General features: G+C 61.3%; 19 protein-coding genes. 17 read left to right on the top strand and 2 right to left on the bottom strand.

Annotated elements, in window-relative coordinates:
* Positions 1-212: 212 nt before the first annotated feature.
* The gene (locus F7R26_RS15855; protein ID WP_150984046.1) at positions 213-1,763 is read right to left on the bottom strand and encodes a cryptochrome/photolyase family protein; all 1,551 of its coding nucleotides are present in this window, start codon (positions 1,761-1,763) and stop codon (positions 213-215) included.
* 174 nt (positions 1,764-1,937) lie between these two features.
* Here F7R26_RS15855 and F7R26_RS15850 point away from each other — a divergent pair, with 174 nt between their 5' ends.
* The 7 genes from F7R26_RS15850 to F7R26_RS15820 all read left to right on the top strand — a co-directional run bounded on the left by F7R26_RS15850 (position 1,938) and on the right by F7R26_RS15820 (position 7,642).
* On the top strand, positions 1,938-2,645 hold the full coding sequence (locus tag F7R26_RS15850; protein WP_170301746.1) for a pseudouridine synthase: 708 nt from the start codon (positions 1,938-1,940) through the stop codon (positions 2,643-2,645).
* 137 nt (positions 2,646-2,782) lie between these two features.
* Complete coding sequence (locus F7R26_RS15845) at positions 2,783-3,355, top strand: YqgE/AlgH family protein (RefSeq protein WP_043348720.1); 573 nt, start codon at positions 2,783-2,785, stop codon at positions 3,353-3,355.
* The gene (gene ruvX, locus F7R26_RS15840; RefSeq protein ID WP_150984048.1) at positions 3,348-3,785 is read left to right on the top strand and encodes a Holliday junction resolvase RuvX; all 438 of its coding nucleotides are present in this window, start codon (positions 3,348-3,350) and stop codon (positions 3,783-3,785) included. Before F7R26_RS15845 ends, ruvX begins: the two co-directional genes overlap by 8 nt.
* Positions 3,782-4,309, top strand: coding sequence for a bifunctional pyr operon transcriptional regulator/uracil phosphoribosyltransferase PyrR (gene pyrR / locus F7R26_RS15835; RefSeq protein ID WP_150984049.1), 528 nt, complete (start codon positions 3,782-3,784; stop codon positions 4,307-4,309). The genes ruvX and pyrR overlap by 4 nt, the downstream gene beginning before the upstream one ends.
* A gap of 105 nt (positions 4,310-4,414) precedes the next feature.
* Positions 4,415-5,386 (top strand): aspartate carbamoyltransferase catalytic subunit, encoded by a 972-nt coding sequence (locus F7R26_RS15830; RefSeq protein ID WP_150984050.1) that lies wholly within the window; start codon positions 4,415-4,417, stop codon positions 5,384-5,386.
* A 75-nt stretch (positions 5,387-5,461) separates the two neighbouring features.
* The gene (locus F7R26_RS15825; RefSeq protein WP_150984051.1) at positions 5,462-6,736 is read left to right on the top strand and encodes a dihydroorotase; all 1,275 of its coding nucleotides are present in this window, start codon (positions 5,462-5,464) and stop codon (positions 6,734-6,736) included.
* 63 nt (positions 6,737-6,799) lie between these two features.
* Positions 6,800-7,642 carry a lysophospholipid acyltransferase family protein gene (locus tag F7R26_RS15820; protein WP_150984052.1) on the top strand — a complete coding sequence of 281 codons (843 nt, stop codon included), beginning with the start codon at positions 6,800-6,802 and terminating at the stop codon, positions 7,640-7,642.
* Between the two features lie 5 nt (positions 7,643-7,647).
* Here the strand turns inward: F7R26_RS15820 and F7R26_RS15815 are convergent, their stop codons facing one another.
* A complete protein-coding gene (locus F7R26_RS15815) occupies positions 7,648-8,484 on the bottom strand; it encodes a symmetrical bis(5'-nucleosyl)-tetraphosphatase (RefSeq protein ID WP_150984053.1) in 837 nt (278 codons plus the stop codon).
* A 251-nt stretch (positions 8,485-8,735) separates the two neighbouring features.
* Here F7R26_RS15815 and rfbB point away from each other — a divergent pair, with 251 nt between their 5' ends.
* From rfbB to F7R26_RS15765, 10 genes are all read left to right on the top strand, one after another.
* A complete protein-coding gene (rfbB, locus tag F7R26_RS15810; protein ID WP_150984054.1) occupies positions 8,736-9,800 on the top strand; it encodes a dTDP-glucose 4,6-dehydratase in 1,065 nt (354 codons plus the stop codon).
* On the top strand, positions 9,790-10,707 hold the full coding sequence (gene rfbD / locus F7R26_RS15805; RefSeq protein WP_150984217.1) for a dTDP-4-dehydrorhamnose reductase: 918 nt from the start codon (positions 9,790-9,792) through the stop codon (positions 10,705-10,707). Before rfbB ends, rfbD begins: the two co-directional genes overlap by 11 nt.
* 10 nt (positions 10,708-10,717) lie before the next feature.
* Positions 10,718-11,596: a glucose-1-phosphate thymidylyltransferase RfbA gene (gene rfbA, locus F7R26_RS15800; RefSeq protein WP_150984055.1), complete on the top strand. Its 879-nt coding sequence runs from the start codon at positions 10,718-10,720 to the stop codon at positions 11,594-11,596.
* Positions 11,597-11,602: 6 nt separating this feature from the next.
* Positions 11,603-12,154, top strand: coding sequence for a dTDP-4-dehydrorhamnose 3,5-epimerase (gene rfbC / locus F7R26_RS15795; RefSeq protein WP_150984056.1), 552 nt, complete (start codon positions 11,603-11,605; stop codon positions 12,152-12,154).
* 78 nt (positions 12,155-12,232) lie between these two features.
* Positions 12,233-13,357 carry a glycosyltransferase family 4 protein gene (locus F7R26_RS15790; protein WP_277820365.1) on the top strand — a complete coding sequence of 375 codons (1,125 nt, stop codon included), beginning with the start codon at positions 12,233-12,235 and terminating at the stop codon, positions 13,355-13,357.
* Positions 13,358-13,529: 172 nt separating this feature from the next.
* Complete coding sequence (locus tag F7R26_RS15785) at positions 13,530-14,945, top strand: mannose-1-phosphate guanylyltransferase/mannose-6-phosphate isomerase (RefSeq protein WP_150984058.1); 1,416 nt, start codon at positions 13,530-13,532, stop codon at positions 14,943-14,945.
* 16 nt (positions 14,946-14,961) lie between these two features.
* Positions 14,962-16,092, top strand: a complete 1,131-nt coding sequence (gmd, locus tag F7R26_RS15780; protein WP_150984218.1) for a GDP-mannose 4,6-dehydratase — start codon at positions 14,962-14,964, stop codon at positions 16,090-16,092.
* A gap of 10 nt (positions 16,093-16,102) precedes the next feature.
* Positions 16,103-17,035: a GDP-L-fucose synthase gene (fcl, locus tag F7R26_RS15775; RefSeq protein ID WP_150984219.1), complete on the top strand. Its 933-nt coding sequence runs from the start codon at positions 16,103-16,105 to the stop codon at positions 17,033-17,035.
* Between the two features lie 79 nt (positions 17,036-17,114).
* Positions 17,115-17,945 (top strand): ABC transporter permease, encoded by an 831-nt coding sequence (locus tag F7R26_RS15770; RefSeq protein WP_150984059.1) that lies wholly within the window; start codon positions 17,115-17,117, stop codon positions 17,943-17,945.
* A 3-nt stretch (positions 17,946-17,948) separates the two neighbouring features.
* Positions 17,949-19,265: an ABC transporter ATP-binding protein gene (locus tag F7R26_RS15765; protein WP_150984060.1), complete on the top strand. Its 1,317-nt coding sequence runs from the start codon at positions 17,949-17,951 to the stop codon at positions 19,263-19,265.
* Positions 19,266-19,280: the final 15 nt, after the last annotated feature.

Genomic DNA, 19,280 nt, shown 5'->3' with positions numbered 1-19,280 from the left:
GACGAAAAGAGCGGCCGGGACCCAAACTCGCATCGCCTTAAGGCGATACTCAGACATGGGTCCCTCTTTTCCGCTCTTTTCGCCGAATCCCGAGGCGCCCCATACGGCCTAGGTGAACCTTGACGGCTCGCTTCGCATCGCGCTTGGGTGATTCCCGCCCTCCGGGCGGGAATCACGGCCGCAACGAATCGTCACTTACGACGCGTCGGTTCTCAGTCGCGCTCGGACTGTGCAGAGTCGGTTCCTTGTTTTTCCTTCACTACCGCATACCGCGCCAGGGTCTCCTTGCGGGCCACGTCGTGTTGCACGATCGGCCGCGGATAGTTTTCCCCTAGCTTGACCCCGGCTGCGAGCAACACATCCTCCGAGGCTGTCCAGGGTGCATGTATGTACTTGTCCGGCAGGCGCGCGAGTTGCGGCAGGTATTTCCTGATAAATCGTCCCTGCGGGTCGAATTTCTCGGACTGCGTGGTCGGGTTGAAGATGCGGAAGTAGGGCTGGGCATCGCAGCCGGTGGAGGCGGCCCACTGCCAGCCGCCGTTGTTGGCGGAGAAGTCGAAGTCGTTGAGCTGGTCGGCGAAGTACTGTTCGCCGCGCCGCCAGTCCACGCCGAGGTCCTTCACCAGGAAGCTCGCTACCACCATGCGCAGCCGGTTGTGCATGTATCCGCTTTGCCGGATCTGCAGCATGGCGGCGTCCACCAGCGGGTAGCCGGTCCTGGCGTCGCACCAGGCCTGGAAGTAGCGCTCGCCGGTGTCGCCATTGACCCAGCGGATGGCATCGTAGGCGGGGTGGAAGGCATGTCCCGCGGCGACCCGGGGGTGGTGGTGCAGGATCATGAAGTAGAAATCGCGCCAGATCAGCTCCGACAGCCAGGTGGCGGCGCCGGCGCTCTCGGCGCCGCCGCGCAGCGTGGCGGCGTGGGCAGTGCGGGCGAGCGTGCGGATCGACAGGGTGCCAAAGCGCAGGTGTACAGACAGGTAGCTCGGCCCGCGCAGAGCGGGGAAGTCGCGCCGGCGCGCGTAGTCGCCCATGCGCTCGCAGAACTCGTCGAACAGCGCGTGGGCGCCGGCGCTGCCGGTGGGCATGGCGATCTCGGCCAGGTTGGAGGGGGCGAAGCCCAGTGCCTCCAGCGTGGGCAGTGGCCGCACGTAAGCCTTCGGCGGAGCGGCCAGTGACTTCAGATAAGGCTCGACCGGGTAGGGCTTGAGGTCGAACGGCAGCAAGGCCTTGAGCCAGGCGTTCTTGTATGGCGTGAAGACCGAGAAGGGCTTGCCCTGGCCGGTCAGGATCTCATCCCGCTCAAAGATCACCTGGTCCTTGAAGCTGAAGCAGGCGCAGGACTGGCCCGCCAGCACCTGCCTGACTTCGGCATCGCGGGCCAGCGAGGCGGGCTCATAGTCGTGGTTGGCAAACACGGCGGTGACGCCGAGTTCGGCGGCCAGCTCGGGAATGGCCGCGCGCGCGTGGCCGTGCAGCACGATCAGGCCGCCGCCGGCCGCGCGCAGCGCTTCGTCCAGCGGGGCCAGCGAGGCCAGGATGAACGCCACCCGGCGGTCGGCCGCCAGGCCGCGCGCCAGCAGCGGATCCAGGATCTCGCGGTCGAAGACGAAGACGCACCATACCTGGCGGCAGTGCTTGAGGGCATAATGCAGCGCCGCGTGATCGTCGGCGCGCAGGTCGCGCCGGAACCAGACCAGGCCGCGCTCGAACTGCCGGTCGATCCGATAGGGTTGGCGGGTGTCGGCGGGGGATGGGGGCAAGATCGGACGCTCCGGAAGTTGGGCTGGCGAAGCCTGTTACCCTACCATAGCGCCAGGCATGCGCCGCGCGCGCGGGCTGGTCCGGCATGCCGGCCAGTGTTGTCCCCGGCGCCGAACAGCCAGCCCGTATTTCCGTAATCCAGTAATCCAGATATCAAGAAGCAAGCCATGGCCATGACACTCGACCGCATCCTCCAATCCCAAGGCTTCGGCACCCGCCGCTATTGCGGCGACCTGATCGGGGCCGGCCTGGTGGAGGTCGATGGCGTCCTGTGCGAGGATCCGGGCGCCAAGTTCGAGGTCGATGGCCTGCGCCTGACCGTGGACGGCGAGGAATGGATCGGCCACACCAAGGCCTACATCCTGCTGAACAAGCCGGTGGGCTACGAATGCTCGCAGCGCCCGCGCCACCACCCCAGCGTGTACAACCTGCTGCCGGTGCCGCTGCGCCAGCGCGAGGTGCAGGCGGTCGGGCGGCTGGACCAGGACACCACCGGCCTGCTGCTGCTCTCGGACGATGGCCAGTTCATCCACGCCCAGACCTCGCCCAAGAAGAAGGTGCCCAAGGTCTACGAAGTGACGACCGCCGAGCCGGTCACCCAAGAGCAGGTCGATGCGTTGGTGGCGGGCGTGCAGCTGGAGGACGAGCCGGCCCCGATCGCGGCGGCCGCTTGCGAGGCTACCGGCGAACGCAGCCTGCGCCTTAGCCTGACCGAGGGCAAGTACCACCAGGTCAAGCGCATGGTGGCTGCGGCTGGCAACCATGTGGAAGCCCTGCACCGCAGCGCCATCGGCGGGCTGGTGCTGGAGCCGACCCTGGCGCTGGGAGACTGGCGCTGGCTGACGCCGGAAGACCTGGCCGCCCTGACGCGCAAGGAATAGGCAGGCGGCAGCAAGCGAGCAACGACGCTGGCACAGAGGCCAGCAAGCAAGCGCACCGGATAAGCATCGGAATGTTGCGTTGCGGCATTCCGCGAATCTTTTCCGGACGGATGGCAACGATTTGATAAAATGCAGGAATGGCGACGCTGGAAGCCCCAATCAACCTCACCAATCAGTTCCTGATTGCCATGCCCGGCATGGCAGACCCGACTTTTTCGGGTTCCGTCGTCTACTTGTGCGAGCACAACGACCGCGGCGCGCTGGGCCTGGTGATCAATCGGCCTATCGACATCGATATGGCCACCCTGTTCGACAAGATCGACCTCAAGCTGGAGATCCAGCCGGTGGCGCAGCAGCCTGTCTATTTCGGCGGGCCGGTGCAGACCGAGCGCGGTTTCGTGCTGCATGATCCGGTTGGCATCTATGTCTCGTCGCTGGCCGTACCCGGCGGACTCGAGATGACCACCTCCAAGGACGTGCTGGAGGCCGTGGCCAACGGCAGCGGCCCGCAACGCTTCCTGCTCACGCTCGGCTATGCCGGTTGGGGCGCGGGGCAGCTGGAGGAAGAACTCAGCCGCAATGGCTGGCTGACTGTCCAGGCCGATCCCGAAATCATCTTCAGCGTGCCCCCCGAGGAACGCTTTGCCGCCGCCATACGCCTGTTGGGCATCGACTTCACCATGCTCTCGGGCGAGGCTGGGCATGCCTGACGACGAAGCGACGCCAGCACCGCGCCAGTTGCCCTCCGACGGCACCGTCCTGGCCTTCGATTACGGCGAAAAGAAGATTGGTGTTGCGCTTGGCAACTTTGTCACGCGCGAGGCCCGTGCACTCGTCATCATCCCCAATATCACCGTGGAAGGCCGCTTCGAGGCGGTGACCGCGCTGATCGACGAATGGGCGCCGGTGCAGCTGGTGGTGGGCATGCCCACCAATCCGGACGGCAGCCAGCAGCCCTCGATGCGGCTCGCACGCCGCTTCGGCAATCAGTTGAACGGCCGTTTTGGCCTGCCGGTGGCCTGGGTGGACGAAAGCTACACGTCGATCGCCGCCGAGATGGCCGGCGCCCGCAAGGGCGCGCTCGACGCCGAGGCCGCCAGCATCATCCTGCAACAGTACTTCGACCAGCATCCGCTATGACCCAGACTTCCTCTCTCGACGCCGAGGCGCTCTACCGTGCGCTGCGTGACCAGGTGCAGGCCGCGCTGCCTGAGGCTGAGCGCGCGCAATGGTCGGTCGCCGGGATCTATTCCGGCGGCGCCTGGATTGCCGAACGGCTGGCCGCCGACCTGCAACTGGCGGCCCACGGGGTCATCAACGTTGCCTTCCACCGCGACGACTATGCCAAGAAGGGCCTGCATAGCCAGGCCCAGCCGACCACGCTGCCCTTTGACGTGCAAGACCGCAAGATCCTGCTGATCGACGACGTGCTGGCTACCGGGCGCACCATCCGCGCCGCCGTCAACGAGCTGTTCGACTACGGCCGCCCGGCCCGCGTGGCGCTGGCCGTGCTGGTCGATCGCGGCGGCCGCGAACTGCCGGCGGCTGCAGACTTTGCCGCCGCGCAAGTCGCGTTGCCGCCCGGGACCACGCTGGTGCTGTCGCATGAGGGCACCGGCTCCGACATGCGCTTTGCCTTCGCCAACGAGGCCACCGGCAACTAAGCCTGCCCAGCCCACCGGCCGGCGCGCCCGCAACGGCACGCCGGCAAGCCAGACCCAGACCTGCCCAGACCAGTCAACGCCACCGCCCGGCCCTTTCTACCTGCCATGATCAAGACGTTCCGCAACCCGCAACTGACCAAGAACGGCGAGCTCAAGCATCTGCTCTCGATCGAGGGCTTGTCGCGCGAGATGGTCGCGCACATCCTCGACACCGCCAGCCAGTTCGTCTCGCTGTCCGACGCGGACCGCGAAGTGAAGAAGGTGCCGCTGTTGCGCGGCAAAAGCGTGTTCAACCTGTTCTTCGAGAACTCCACGCGCACCCGCACCACCTTCGAGATTGCCGCCAAGCGGCTCTCCGCGGACGTGCTCAACCTGAACATCAACGCCTCGTCCACCAGCAAGGGCGAGTCGTTGCTCGACACCATCAACAACCTGTCGGCGATGTCGGCCGATATGTTCGTGGTGCGCCACGCCAGTTCCGGCGCGCCCTACCTGATCGCCGAGCATGTCGCGCCCCATGTGCATGTCATCAACGCCGGTGACGGCCGCCATGCGCACCCCACGCAGGGGCTGCTCGACATGTACACGATCCGCCACTACAAGAAGGATTTCACCAATCTCACGGTCGCCATCGTGGGTGACATCCTGCACTCCCGCGTGGCGCGCTCCGACATCCACGCGCTGACCACGCTGGGCGTGCCCGAAGTGCGCGCCATCGGGCCGCGCACGCTGCTGCCCTCGGGGCTGGAGCAGATGGGCGTGCGTGTCTTCCACAATATGGAAGAGGGGATGAAGGGCGTGGACGTGGTGATCATGCTGCGCCTGCAGAACGAGCGCATGAGCGGCGCGCTGCTGCCCTCGGCGCAAGAGTACTTCAAGGCCTATGGGCTCACGCCCGAGCGTCTGGCGCTGGCCAAGCCCGATGCCATCGTGATGCACCCGGGCCCGATGAACCGTGGCGTGGAGATCGATTCCGCCGTGGCCGACGGGCCGCAGTCCGTGATCCTCAACCAAGTGACCTTCGGCATTGCTGTACGCATGGCCGTGATGGGCATCGTGGCCGGAAACAACGACTGATCTCATGACGGATAGCGCCCGACCGACAAGGTCCAGGCAAGCCAGAACAACCGAATACAAGCCAAGCGACACGATATGAAGATCCACATCAAGGGCGGCCGCCTGATCGACCCGGCCGCGAACGTCGATGCGCAGCAAGACCTCTACATTGCCGCCGGCAAGATCGTCGGCGTGGGCAGCGCGCCGGCGGACTTCCACGCCAACAAGACGATCGACGCCGGCGGGCTGATCGTCTGCCCCGGCCTGGTCGACCTGTCCGCGCGGCTGCGCGAGCCGGGCTATGAATACAAGGCCACGCTCGAATCCGAAGTGGCGGCAGCCACCGCCGGCGGCGTGACCAGCCTTGTCTGCCCGCCCGACACTGACCCCGTGCTCGACGAGCCCGGCCTGGTCGAGATGCTCAAGTATCGCGCCCGCACGCTCAACCAGACCCACGTCTATCCGCTTGGCGCGCTCACGCTGGGCCTCAAGGGCGAGACGCTGACCGAGATGTCGCAGCTCACCGAGGCCGGCTGCATCGGCTTCTCGCAGGCCGAAGCGCCGATCCGCAACACCCAGGTGCTGCTGCGCGCCCTGCAGTACGCGCAGACCTTCGGCTTCACGGTCTGGTTGCGCCCGGAAGACCCGTACCTCGGTGGCGGCGTGGCCGCCAGCGGCGCCGTGGCGTCGCGCCTGGGCCTGTCCGGTATGTCGGTGATTGCCGAGACCGTGCGCCTGCACACCATCTTCGAGCTGATGCGCGCCAGCGGCGCACGCGTGCACCTGTGCCGCCTGTCGTCGGCCGCGGGCATCGAGCTGGTGCGCCAGGCCAAGCGCGAAGGCCTCAAGGTGACCTGCGACGTCAACATCCATCATGTGTCGCTGACCGATATGGACATCGGCTATTTCAACTCGCAGATGCGCTTCTCGCCGCCGCTGCGCAGCGCGCGCGACCGCGACGCCATCGTGGCCGGGCTGGCCGACGGCACCATCGACGCACTGTGCTCGGACCACACCCCCGTGGACGACGACGAAAAGCTGCTGCCCTTCGCCGAAGCCTCGCCAGGCGCCACCGGGCTCGAACTGCTGCTGCCGCTGACGCTGCGCTGGGCCGAGGAGCACAAGGTGCCGCTGGGCAAGGCGCTCGCCCGCATCACGGCCGAGCCGGCCCGCGTGCTCGGCCTGGCCGCCGGCACGCTGACCGCAGGCAGCGCCGCCGATATCTGCATCTTCCATCCCGAGCAGGAATGGAAGGTCGAGCGGCGCGCGCTCAAGAGCCAGGGCAAGAATTCGCCGTGGCTCGGCTACGAGATGCGTGGGCGCGTGCGCACCACGGTGGTCGGCGGCCACGTCGTCTACGAACTGCACTGAAGCTATGCCGGCCCGAGTGAAGTCGGAAGAGATGGTACAAGCGAGCTCGCCAGCGGGGCTGGCATGATCTGGCTGCGCAAGATCGCCCTGATCCTTCACCTGCTGCGCGGCTTGGTCACCTGTGCCGTGCTGTTCCCGTGGCTGGGCGTGGAATCGCGGCAATCGCATATCCGGCGCTGGTCGCGCCGGCTGCTGCGGATCTGTGGGGTGATGCTCGAGGTGCAGGGACTGCAGCCGGGGCAGGCCATGCCGCATGGCGCGATGGTGGTGTCCAACCATATTTCATGGCTGGATATCTACGTCATCAATAGCTGGCAGCCCGTGCGCTTCGTCGCCAAATCCGAGATCCGCGACTGGCCGGTAATCGGCTGGCTGTGCGGGCAGACCGGCACCATCTTCATCGAACGCGCGCGCAAGCGCGACGCGCATCGCGTGCTGCATGCCATTACCGATGTGATGCTGCAGGGCGATCTGGTCTGCGTGTTCCCGGAAGGCACAACCACGGATGGCAGCAGCGTGCTGCCGTTCCATGCCAACCTGATGCAAGCGCCGATATCGGGCGGGCTGCCGGTGCAGCCGGTCGGGCTGGCTTACCTGGATGCCGCGACGGGACAGCCGACGCTGGCGCCAGCCTATATTGGCGACCTGAGCCTGCTGGAAACGCTCGATGCGATCCTGCGGGCGCCGCCGATCACCGCCAGGCTATGCTTTGCGCCAGCCCTCACTGCCACCAGCGCCAGCCGGCGCGACCTGGCCGAGGCGGCGCGCGCGGTAGTAAGCCATCTGAGCCAGGGCGCGCAACAGCACGCAGTGGAACTCGCGGTGCGGGTGAACGAAGGGCGCGAGAGCGAGCGATCCTTCAGCGAAGGCGATGTGAGCGCGGATTCTCCCGCGCCGGCCGCCTGATCGGCTCAAGCCAGCGGATCGCAGTACTGCGGGCACTCCACCTGGATCAGCGTGCGTTCAGCCGGATCCGCCGCCAGGCGTGCGGCGGTGAGCTTGCCACCCCAGACACATCCAGTATCCAGCGCCATCAGGTTGGGGCGCATCACCAATCCGAGCGTGGACCAATGCCCGCATACCACCGTGGTGTCTTCGGTGCGCCGTCCGGGCACATCGAACCACGGCATGAAGCCAGCCGGCGTGCTGCCTGGGCCTTCCTTGGTCTTGAGGTCCATCACGCCGTCGACGTTGCAAAAGCGCAGGCGGGTCAGGGCGTTGATCACGACACGGTGACGTTCGATGCCCCGCAAGGCCGGGTCCCACCGGTCCGCCGCATTGCCGAAGATGTCGGCCAGGAACGCCTTCCAGCCCGGGCCGCGCAGTTCGCGCTCGACCTCCGCCGCCAGCGCCATTGTCTGCTCTGTGGTCCATTGCGGAAGCACGCCCGCGTGCACGAGCAGGAAGCTGTCTTCGTGGATGGCCAGGGGGCGATGCCTTAGCCAAGTAAGCAATTCATCGCAATCTGGCGCTTCGAGGATATCAACCAAAGTGTCGCTGCGGCCGCTTTTACGTACGCCGGCGGCCACAGCCAGCAGGTGGATGTCGTGGTTGCCGAGCACGGACTCGGCGCGCTTGCCGAGCTGGCGCACGGTTCGCAGCGTGCGTGCGGAGGCGGGGCCGCGGTTTACCAGGTCGCCTACGAAGCGGAGTTGGCTGTCGGCGGGGAGGTGTTGTAAGACGAGTTCTTCAAGGGAACCTGCACATCCCTGGAGGTCGCCGATGGCATAATGATGATTATTGATCACAAAAATAAGCTGCCTGATTGATCACACACGTAAAACAGTTTGAATTGGCAATATTGTGCTGAAATTTCCGGTGGGACGTTACAACAGGCTACAAAAAGATGCCCATTCCGGGTAAGTCCCCGTCCTCGGTCGGATAGAATACCGGCACTTCTGCAGGTACTTAAGATCCCGCTGTCCCTACGATGGACCAAGGCGGGCGCTTGGCATTGGCCGGGTCCTCGGAATATATCGATAGGCAGGGAGCACAACTTTTGTCTCATATTCTCGTTACGGGCGGTGCAGGGTTCATCGGCGCCAACTTCGTCTTGAACTGGTTTGGCACTGACGGCACCGACGGCATTGTCAATGTCGACAAGCTCACGTACGCTGGCAATCGCAAGACGCTTGCTTCGCTGGATGGCGACGCTCGACATATCTTCTCGCAAACGGACATCTGTGATCGCGCTGCGATGGACCAATTGCTGGCCACTTACAAGCCGCGCGCTGTGGTGCACTTTGCTGCTGAGAGCCATGTAGACCGCTCCATTCACGGCCCGGGCGAATTCATTCAGACCAATATCGTCGGCACCTTCACGCTGCTCGAAGCCGTGCGCGCCTACTGGAGCGCGCTCGGCGACGAAGCCAAGGTGGCTTTCCGTTTCCTACATGTCTCCACTGACGAGGTCTTCGGTTCGCTTGAGGCGGGCGAGCCGCAGTTTTCCGAGACTACGGCCTACGCCCCCAATAGTCCCTATTCGGCATCGAAGGCGGCATCCGATCATCTGGTGCGGGCCTATCACCATACTTACGGCTTGCCGGTCGTTACGACCAACTGCTCCAACAACTATGGCCCCTATCACTTCCCCGAGAAGCTGATCCCCCTGATCATCGCCAACGCACTGGGCGGCAAGCCCTTGCCGGTCTATGGTGACGGGATGAACGTGCGCGACTGGCTATATGTGGGCGACCATTGCGCCGCCATCCGCGAAGTCCTGGCGCGAGGCCGCCTGGGCGAAACGTACAACGTGGGTGGCTGGAACGAAAAGACCAATCTCGATGTGGTTCACATGCTATGCGACCTGCTCGATGAACTGCGACCCAAAGCGACTGGTTCGTTCCGTGACCAGATCACCTTCGTCAAGGACCGCCCGGGCCACGACCGGCGCTACGCAATTGATGCCCGCAAGCTCGAGCGCGAACTCGGCTGGAAACCGGCCGAGACGTTCGAGACAGGCATGCGCAAGACGGTCCAGTGGTACCTGGATAATCAAGCCTGGGTTCAGGATGTGATGTCCGGTGAATATCGGAACTGGGTTGCGAAGCAATATGCCGCATAAGGCGTATCGCGCTCCTACCCTTCTTGTAACAGGAAGCAACGGACAGGTCGGTTTCGAGCTGCGCCGGAGCTTGGCTCCGCTCGGTAACGTGATCGCGCTTGACCGCGCCGCCTGTGATCTCTCCCGCCTGGATGAGCTGCGCCAGCTGGTCCGCCAGTATCGGCCCGATGTGATCGTCAATCCCGCCGCCTACACGGCGGTGGACAAGGCCGAGACCGACGCCGAAACCGCGTTTGCCGTCAACGGCACGGCGGCAGGTGTGCTGGCTGAAGAGGCGAGGGGGCTGGATAGTCTGCTGGTGCATTACTCGAGCGACTACGTGTTCGACGGCCGCAAGGCTGGCCCATACGTCGAATCGGATGCGGTCGGCCCGCAATCTGTCTATGGCAGGAGCAAGCTGGCCGGGGAGCAGGCTATCGCCGCATCTGGCGCCGCCGCTCTAGTGCTGCGCACCAGTTGGGTTGCGGGCGCCCATGGCGGCAACTTCGCCAAGACTATGCTCAAGCTCGGCCGAGAGCGTGGCAGCCTGCGCGTGGTAGCCGACCAGTTCGGTGCACCGACCTCGGCCGCATTGATTGCCGACGTGACGGCGCAGATCGTTGCGCGCCATTGGCTTGCGGGGGACCGTGCGGCCTTCGTCGGGGGCATCTACCACCTGGCCGCAGCCGGCGAGGCTAGCTGGCATGCCTACGCCACTGAAGTGTTGCGCTATGCGGCATCGCTCGGCGTAGAGTTGACGGTGGACCTAGCGGCAATCATCCCAATTCCGGCTTGTGAGTATCCACTATCAGTGCCGCGGCCCGCGAACTCGCGCCTGGACACCAGCAAACTGCGCGAGACCTTCGACATCCATCTTCCGGATTGGCAGCAGGGCATGCATTTCCTGCTCGACCAGATCCTTTCCTGAACTCAGCACCATGCGCAAAGGCATCATCCTGGCCGGCGGTTCCGGCACGCGGCTGTATCCAATCACACGCTCGGTATCCAAGCAATTGCTGCCGGTGTATGACAAGCCAATGATCTACTACCCATTGTCTACACTGATGCTGGCAGGGATCCGTGACATTCTGGTGATCTCCACGCCGGAAGACACTCCGCGCTTCGCCGACATGCTCGGCGACGGTAGGAAGTGGGGCTTGAACCTCCAGTACGCCGTGCAACCGACGCCGGACGGCTTGGCGCAGGCTTTCATTATTGGCCGCGACTTTGTGGGTAATGATCCGTCGGCACTGATTCTGGGCGACAACATTTTTCACGGCCACGCCCTGATCCGGCAGCTGCAGCAAGTGTCCGCGCAAACCGCGGGGGCCACTATTTTTGCCTATCACGTACACGATCCCGAGCGGTATGGCGTGGTGGAGTTCGATGATGAATTTCGGGCGCTGTCGCTGGAAGAAAAACCCGTTGTACCGCGGTCCAACTACGCTGTGACGGGCTTGTATTTCTATGACAACCAAGTATGCGACTTGGCAACCGAAATCCGGCCATCGGCGCGCGGTGAGCTGGAGATTACCGACGTCAACAAGCGGTACCTGGAAATGCAGCAACTCGATGTGGAAGTGCTCGGGCGCGGCTATGCCTGGCTGGACACCGGGACGCACGACTCGCTGCTCGAAGCGGCCAGTTTCATTGCGACGGTGCAGAATCGCCAGGGCCTGATGGTAGCGTGCCCCGAGGAGATCGCGTTTCGCAGCAAATGGATCAGTGCGGAGCAAGTCGAGGAGCTGGCGGAGCCACTTTCGAAGAATTCCTATGGCCAGTACCTGCGGCGCATTCTTACGGATCGGCCTAGGTAATCTGCCATGAAGCTGACTATCATCCCGACTGCATTGCCCGATGTGCTCATTATCGAGCCCAAGGTGCTGCAAGACTCGCGTGGGTTTTTCTTTGAGAGCTTCAATGCTAGGGAGTTCGAACAGGCAACGGGTCTGCAGCGGGAGTTTGTCCAGGATAATCATTCTCGATCGGTACTAAATGTGCTGCGCGGGCTTCACTACCAGACGCGGCGCCCTCAGGGCAAGCTGGTCCGCGTTGTGGCGGGCGAGGTATTCGATGTGGCGGTCGATATCCGCAAGCAGTCCCCGACGTTTGGTAAGTGGGTGGGCGTGAGCCTGTCAGCCGAGAATCGCCGGCAGCTATGGGTGCCGGAAGGCTTTGCACATGGATTTATGGTGACCTCCGAGTTTGCCGACGTGCTGTACAAGATGACGGATTTCTACGATCAGCTACATGAGTGCGCGATTGCATGGAACGACCCCGATATCGGCATCGCGTGGCCGACTAAGCAGAATCTGATTTTGCACGCACGAGACGCGAGTGCACCGGCATTGCGTCATGCTGAGAACCCGTTCTGAGGTGCGGCGGTGACAAGTGAAGGTATGCGGGTACTTGAAGGCCCCGACGAGGAAGTGACCCCTCGGGGGAGCGCTCGCCTGGCGTGTCGCGGCAAGATCCTCTTTTGCGCCAATACGGCATGGTCCATGCACCAGTTCCGCAGGGGCGTGCTTGCCGCGTTGATCGAAGACGGCTACGAGGTCCACGTGGCAGCACCAGAGGACGAGGACGCGGCGTCGTTGCGGACAATGGGCTGCATATTTCACGCGCTGGAGATGTCCGCGCAGGGCCGGAATCCCTTGCAGGACCTGCGGTTGATCGCCTCGTTGCATGTGCTTTATCGCAAGATTCGGCCCGTCGTGATCTTTCATTACACCATCAAGCCAAACATTTACGGTTCGCTGGCGGCGCGGCTCGCGGGTATCCGGTCCATCGCCATCACAACCGGGCTTGGCTACGTTTTCATCAACACGGGTGTGGTATCGCGTGTCAGCAAGATGTTGTATCGCGTCGCGCTGCGCTTCTCCCGTGAAGTATGGTTTCTCAATCAGGAGGATCGTAGCGCGTTCGTTTCCGAGGGATTGGTCGATCCGGGCAAGTGCAGGATCTTGCCGGGAGAAGGCGTCGACCTGGACTTCTACGCACTGCCCCCGGATGCCGATACGCCCATATCCGGAAACTTTCGCTTCCTGCTGATCGCCCGCTTGCTATGGGACAAAGGCATCGGCGAATACGTCGACGCGGCGCGTGCCTTGAAAGCGCGTCATTCGCAGGTCCGCTGCGAGTTGCTGGGGCCTGCCGGCGGCGCGAATCCAAGCGCCATCCCGGACAGCCAGATCAATGCCTGGTTGGCGGAGGGCGTCATCGACTATCTGGGGACAGTGAGCGATGTCCGGCCCGCTATCGCGGCAGCGCATTGCGTCGTGCTGCCGTCGTATCGAGAGGGCGTCCCGCGATCGCTCATGGAGGCTTGCGCGATGGAGCGCCCGGTGATCGCAACGGCGGTGCCTGGATGTCGCGATGTCATCGACGATGGCGAGACCGGCTTCCTGTGCCGCGATCGGGACGCTGAGGACCTGGCCAACAAGATGGAAGCCATGATCAAGCGGGATCCTGCTTCGTGGCGCCGGATGGGCGCCGCTGGTCGCGCAAAGATGAGAACAGATTTCGACGAAAGAAATGTTATCGCGCACTATCGGCGCGTGGTTCAGTCGTTTGCGTAATACATGCCAGTATGCCGTGGCGAAGTCTGCGCGACGGGCACGCTACTTTGAATATCGTAAGGCAGGCGTGAAATGTGCGTCCTTATTCACTGCAATGCGATATGTTAAAATATTACTATGTTCTCGGCTTATTTAGGCCGGGTCAGCACCACCATCGGTTTTGGCGAATTCAATGACATTCATCCCAGTTATTTTGTCCGGAGGGGCGGGAACAAGGCTATGGCCGGTGTCTCGGGAGCTGCATCCCAAGCCTTTCATTCGCCTCGCCGGCGAGCATAGCCTTTTGCAAAAGGCATTTCTGCGTGCGTCCGCATTGCCGGATGTGGCTGAAGTCCTCACGGTGACAAATAGGGAATTATTTTTCAAGACTGAGGATGAATACCGCGACATCAATCAGGCTGGTATTCCAACGTCATATATTCTCGAGCCGTGCGGCCGGAATACGTCGCCGGCTATTGCAGCCGCAGCGCTTCATGTGGCCGAGCGCCATGGCGAGGATGCCATCCTGCTGATTCTGGCTGCCGACCACCTGATTGCTGACCAGGCGAAATTCGCCGAGGCGATCGCCGAGGCACGCCGTCTGGCCAATGACGGTTACTTGGTGACGCTGGGTATCCATCCCGATGGACCTGAAACCGGCTATGGCTATATCGAGGCAGATGGCTTCCGGGTCAAGCAATTTGTGGAAAAGCCATCCCTGGAGAAGGCAGTCGAATACGTTGCCACGGGCCGTTATTTCTGGAATGCGGGCATCTTCTGTTTCCGTGCGGGAACGGTCATCGCGCAGTTGGAGAAGCACGCGTGCCAGCTTTTGCAAGCCGTTCGCGAGTGCCTTGCTAAGTCAAGCCGGATGCAGGGAGAGAAGCTTTCGCAGGTCACTCTCGACGCCAATACGTTCGAATTAGTACCCAATATTTCTATCGACTATGCGCTGATGGAGAAATCGGCTTCGGTTGCCGTCGTGCCCTGCGATATCGGATGGAACGATGTAGGATCGTGGAATGCGATCAGCGATCTGGCCGCGGCCGATGCCAGTGGCAACTGTGTCGTAGGTGAAGCGCTTCTGCACGATGCGGCAAATTGCTACGTCCGCAGCGAAGATCGCATGGTTGGACTGGTTGGGGTGAGCGACCTGATCGTCGTCGATACCGCTGACGCCTTACTGATCGCGGAAAAGAGTCACGCACAGGACGTCAAAGAGATCGTTCGGCAACTGAATTTGCGGGGCCACGACGCGAGCAGGATACATCGCAAAGTGCATCGGCCCTGGGGCACCTACACGGTGCTCGAAGGCGGACCGCGCTTCAAGATCAAGCGTATTGAGGTGAAGCCGGGAGCCTCGCTGTCGCTGCAGATGCACTATCACCGCAGCGAGCATTGGATCATTGTCAGCGGGATGGCGAAAGTGGTCAATGGCGAGCGGGAAGTATTAGTCAACACCAATGAATCTACCTATATCCCTGCTGGCAATCGCCACCGTCTGGAAAATCCAGGGAAATTGCCCTTGGTCATGATCGAAGTACAGTGCGGGGACTATCTCGAAGAAGACGATATTGTTCGCTTCGAAGATTCCTATGGCCGAATTTAAACAGGATGAATGCAAAATGAAAAAGGTCGCACTTATTACAGGTGTTACAGGGCAGGATGGCGCCTATCTGGCAGAATTGCTGCTTGCAAAGGGGTACGAAGTCCATGGCATCAAGCGCCGTGCTTCGTTGTTCAACACGGATCGCATCGATCATTTGTATCAAGATCCGCACGTTGATCATCGGAATTTCATTCTGCACTACGGCGACCTGACCGATTCGACCAATCTAATCCGCATCATCCAGCAGGTGCAGCCGGATGAGTTGTACAACCTCGGCGCGCAGTCCCACGTGGCGGTTTCGTTCGAGAGCCCGGAATACACGGCGAATGGCGATGCCCTGGGTGCTCTGCGGCTCCTGGAGGCGATTCGCATCCTGGGACTTGAAAAGAAGACTCGCTTTTACCAGGCATCGACATCCGAGCTCTACGGTCTGGTGCAGGAGATCCCGCAGAAGGAGACCACGCCGTTCTATCCGCGCTCGCCCTATGCGGTGGCCAAACTTTACGGCTACTGGATCACGGTCAACTATCGCGAGTCATACGGTATCTATGCCTGCAATGGCATTCTATTCAATCACGAGTCACCGCTGCGCGGCGAGACGTTTGTGACGCGCAAGATTACGCGTGCCATTTCCCGTATCGCGCTGGGCCTGCAAGACTGCCTGTATCTTGGCAATCTCAACAGCTTGCGTGACTGGGGCCATGCCCGCGATTATGTCGAGATGCAGTGGCTGATGCTCCAGCAGGAGCAACCCGAAGACTTCGTCATCGCGACCGGCGTGCAGTACTCGGTGCGCGATTTCGTCCGCACCGCTGCTTCCGAACTTGGCATTAAGGTTCGCTTCGAAGGCGAGGGCGTCGACGAGGTCGGCATTGTCGAGGCAGTCGCCGAGGAAAAGACCGCAAGCGCCGGGCTGAAGGTAGTGCCTGGGCAGAAGATTGTCTCGGTCGATCCGCGCTACTTCCGCCCCGCCGAGGTGGAAACGCTGCTAGGTGACCCCACCAAGGCGCGCGAAAAACTTGGCTGGACGCCCCGCACCACTTTTGCTGAACTGGTCCGGGAAATGGTCGAGGAAGACTTCAAGCTTGCCAAGCGCGACAGCCTCGTCACAGAGGCCGGGTTCAAGGCATTCAACTATCACGAGTGAGCACCCAATGATGAATCCGCATGCCAAGATCTACGTGGCGGGCCATCGCGGGCTTGCGGGCTCCGCCATTGTGCGACGCCTGCAAGCCGTGGGGTGCGACAACTTGCTGCTGCGTACCCACACCGAGCTGGATCTGACGAATCAGGCGGCCGTGGATGCCTTCTTCGCCGCGGAACGCCCTGAGTATGTATTTCTCGCGGCGGCCAAGGTGGGTGGCATCCAAGCCAACAATCTTTATCCTGCAGAGTTCATTCGCGACAACCTTGCGATCCAGACTAACGTCATTCACGCTGCCTGGTCAAATGGCGCGAGCAAGCTTCTGTTCCTTGGCTCGTCCTGCATCTATCCGAAATTCGCGCCTCAGCCTATGCCTGAGAGCTGCCTGCTGACCGGCGAGCTTGAGCCCACCAACGAGTGGTACGCCATCGCCAAGATCGCTGGCATCAAGATGTGCCAGGCGTACCGCAAGCAGTATGGCTTCGATGCAATCTCGTTGATGCCGACCAACTTGTACGGGCCTGGCGACAACTTCAATCTGGAGAATTCGCACGTCCTGCCTGCGCTGCTGCGCAAGTTCCACGAAGCAAAGGAGCGTGGGGATGCTGAAGTCGTGATGTGGGGTACGGGCACTCCGCGTCGGGAATTCATGCATGTGGACGATCTTGGCGATGCAGCTGTTTTCCTGATGCAAAACTACTCAGATGAAGCGTTTGTCAACGTCGGTGTTGGCGAGGACGTCACAATCCGCGAACTCGGGCAACTCGTTGGCGAAGTGGTCGGCTTCCGCGGCAAGATCGTGCAAGACCTGAGCAAGCCCGATGGTACACCGCGCAAATTGATGGACGTCGACCGGCTGAGTGCACTGGGCTGGAAGGCGCGGATCGCGCTGCGCGATGGTGTTGCCGAGACGTATCAGTGGTTCGTCGAGCACTACGCGAAGTAGAGCCTAATCCATACCTCGTATGCCTCCGTGTTGCAGTGCCAACCTCCGGAGTCCGGCGAATTGCTAACGGTGAAGTTTTATGAGTACGACAGAAAATGTGACCCTCCTCGCTAATGGGCGGGCCGCCAAGGATTATTGGTCAGATTTTTTCAAGCACAGGGAATTGTTATACTTTCTCGCTTGGCGCGACATTCTGGTTCGCTATAAGCAGACCCTGGTAGGGGCCGGCTGGGTTCTCATCCGGCCGCTGCTCACAATGCTGGTGTTCACGGTCGTGTTTGGCCGGATCGCAGGCCTGTCTTCGGGGGGGTTGCCGTATTCGCTAGTCGTATTTGCGGGGATGTTGCCGTGGTACTTCTTTTCGAATGCACTGACCGACTGCAGCAATAGCCTGGTTACCAACTCGCAGTTGCTGTCAAAAGTCTACTTTCCAAGGCTTATTGTGCCATGCAGTACGCTGCTGGTGAGCTTAGTTGACTTCTTCATCTCCGGCATTCTGCTCGTTGGGATGATGCTTTGGTACAACCACTTTCCAGATTGGCGGATCCTGTTCCTGCCGCTTTTTACGGCGCTGGCCGCGATGTTCTCATTTGGTCTCGGGCTTTGGGCAGCCGCACTCAACGTCCGGTATCGGGATTTCCGGCATCTTATACCATTTCTCTTGCAACTGGGTATCTATGTATCCCCGGTGGGCTATTCGTCCACGTTGATTCCAGAGAAATGGCGGTTGTTGTATTCCCTGAATCCGCTGGTTGGAATTATTGATGGATTTCGTTGGTGCATACTCGGCTCGGATATTCAGATCTTCTGGCCAAGCGTTCTGATTTCTGCGGCAATCGGCCTGGTTTTGTTGATAACCGGGGTTCGATATTTTCGAAAGGCTGAGGCCAGCTTTGCGGATGTGATCTAAATTATGACGTACTCGGTAAAGGTAGAAGATCTATCAAAAAAATATCTCATTAACCATCTGGCTGGTAATGAGCCGCGCTCCATTCGAGAGGCGATTGGGCGAAAAATGTCCAGGTTCCTCCCTTTCGGTCATTCGCACGGCATTGCGGTTGATGAAGAGGTGACAAAAACGGTTGAGGAATTCTGGGCGCTGCGGGACGTCTCCTTTGAGATCAAGGAAGGTGAACGGGTGGCGGTCATTGGCGGAAACGGGGCCGGAAAGTCCACGCTTCTCAAGATTCTTAGCCGGATTACGGAGCCCACCAAGGGGCAGGTAGCGATCCGCGGCAAAGTGTCTAGTCTCCTCGAAGTCGGGACGGGATTTCACCCGGAGTTGACCGGGCGGGAGAACATCTTTCTGAACGGTGCAATCCTCGGCATGCCAAAGACCGAGACACTACGAAAGTTCGACCAGATTGTGGATTTCTCCGGCGTGGAGAAGTTCATCGACACGCCGGTGAAGTACTACTCCAGCGGTATGTACGTTCGTTTGGCTTTCTCCGTTTCGGCCTGGCTGGATCCGGATGTGCTGATTGTCGATGAAGTGCTGTCGGTCGGCGATCAGGCATTCCAGAAGCGCTGCATGGACCGGATGCGTGAGTTGACCGGGTCTGGTCGCACAGTGCTGTTCGTGAGCCATAGCATGGCTGCGGTCAAGTCGATGTGCGAAAAGGCCCTTTACCTCAAGAATGGGCAGGTTGTGTCGTATACTCCTGTGGAGGACGCGGCGACTGCATACGTGAGAACCATCACTGAGGAATCCGAGAAGCGCGCCTGGCATAAGGAGTGCTTTGAATTCCCGGATGCGGATGCAGAAACGCAGATCGATTGTGCGGAATATGCGCAGTGTATTGGCGGTGAACTGCGTGATGAGAGTGGAAAGGTCACCGCTCATCTGAACATTGACAAGCCTTTCAGCATTGTCTTGCGCTATCGAATCATCAAGGATGCGCCATTCAGGGTTGTACCTAATTTCCATTTTTATGATGAGAGTGGGGGGCGCGTCTTTATCTCCTTTCCCGAGACGACAGCACCCAACGAGCGCGGCGAATATCAAGCCATTTGCAAGATTGAGCCCTTTCAATTTAATGTGGGGCGTTTCAGCCTCATGCCGGCGCTAAGCAGCTACGAGATGCCGGATCCTCTGCACTTTGCTTTATATAATGCTCTGCGGTTCGAGATCTACGAGCCGGAGAATACCGATCCACGCCGACATGGTTGGGGCGGTGGGTTGCCTGGTGTGTCGCGGCCGCGACTGCAGTGGGATTATCAGAAGGCTTGAATGCCGGGTGTGCTG

Source organism: Cupriavidus basilensis (genome assembly GCF_008801925.2).
Lineage (GTDB): Bacteria > Pseudomonadota > Gammaproteobacteria > Burkholderiales > Burkholderiaceae > Cupriavidus > Cupriavidus basilensis.
This window is presented reverse-complemented; position numbering and strand designations above follow the sequence as displayed.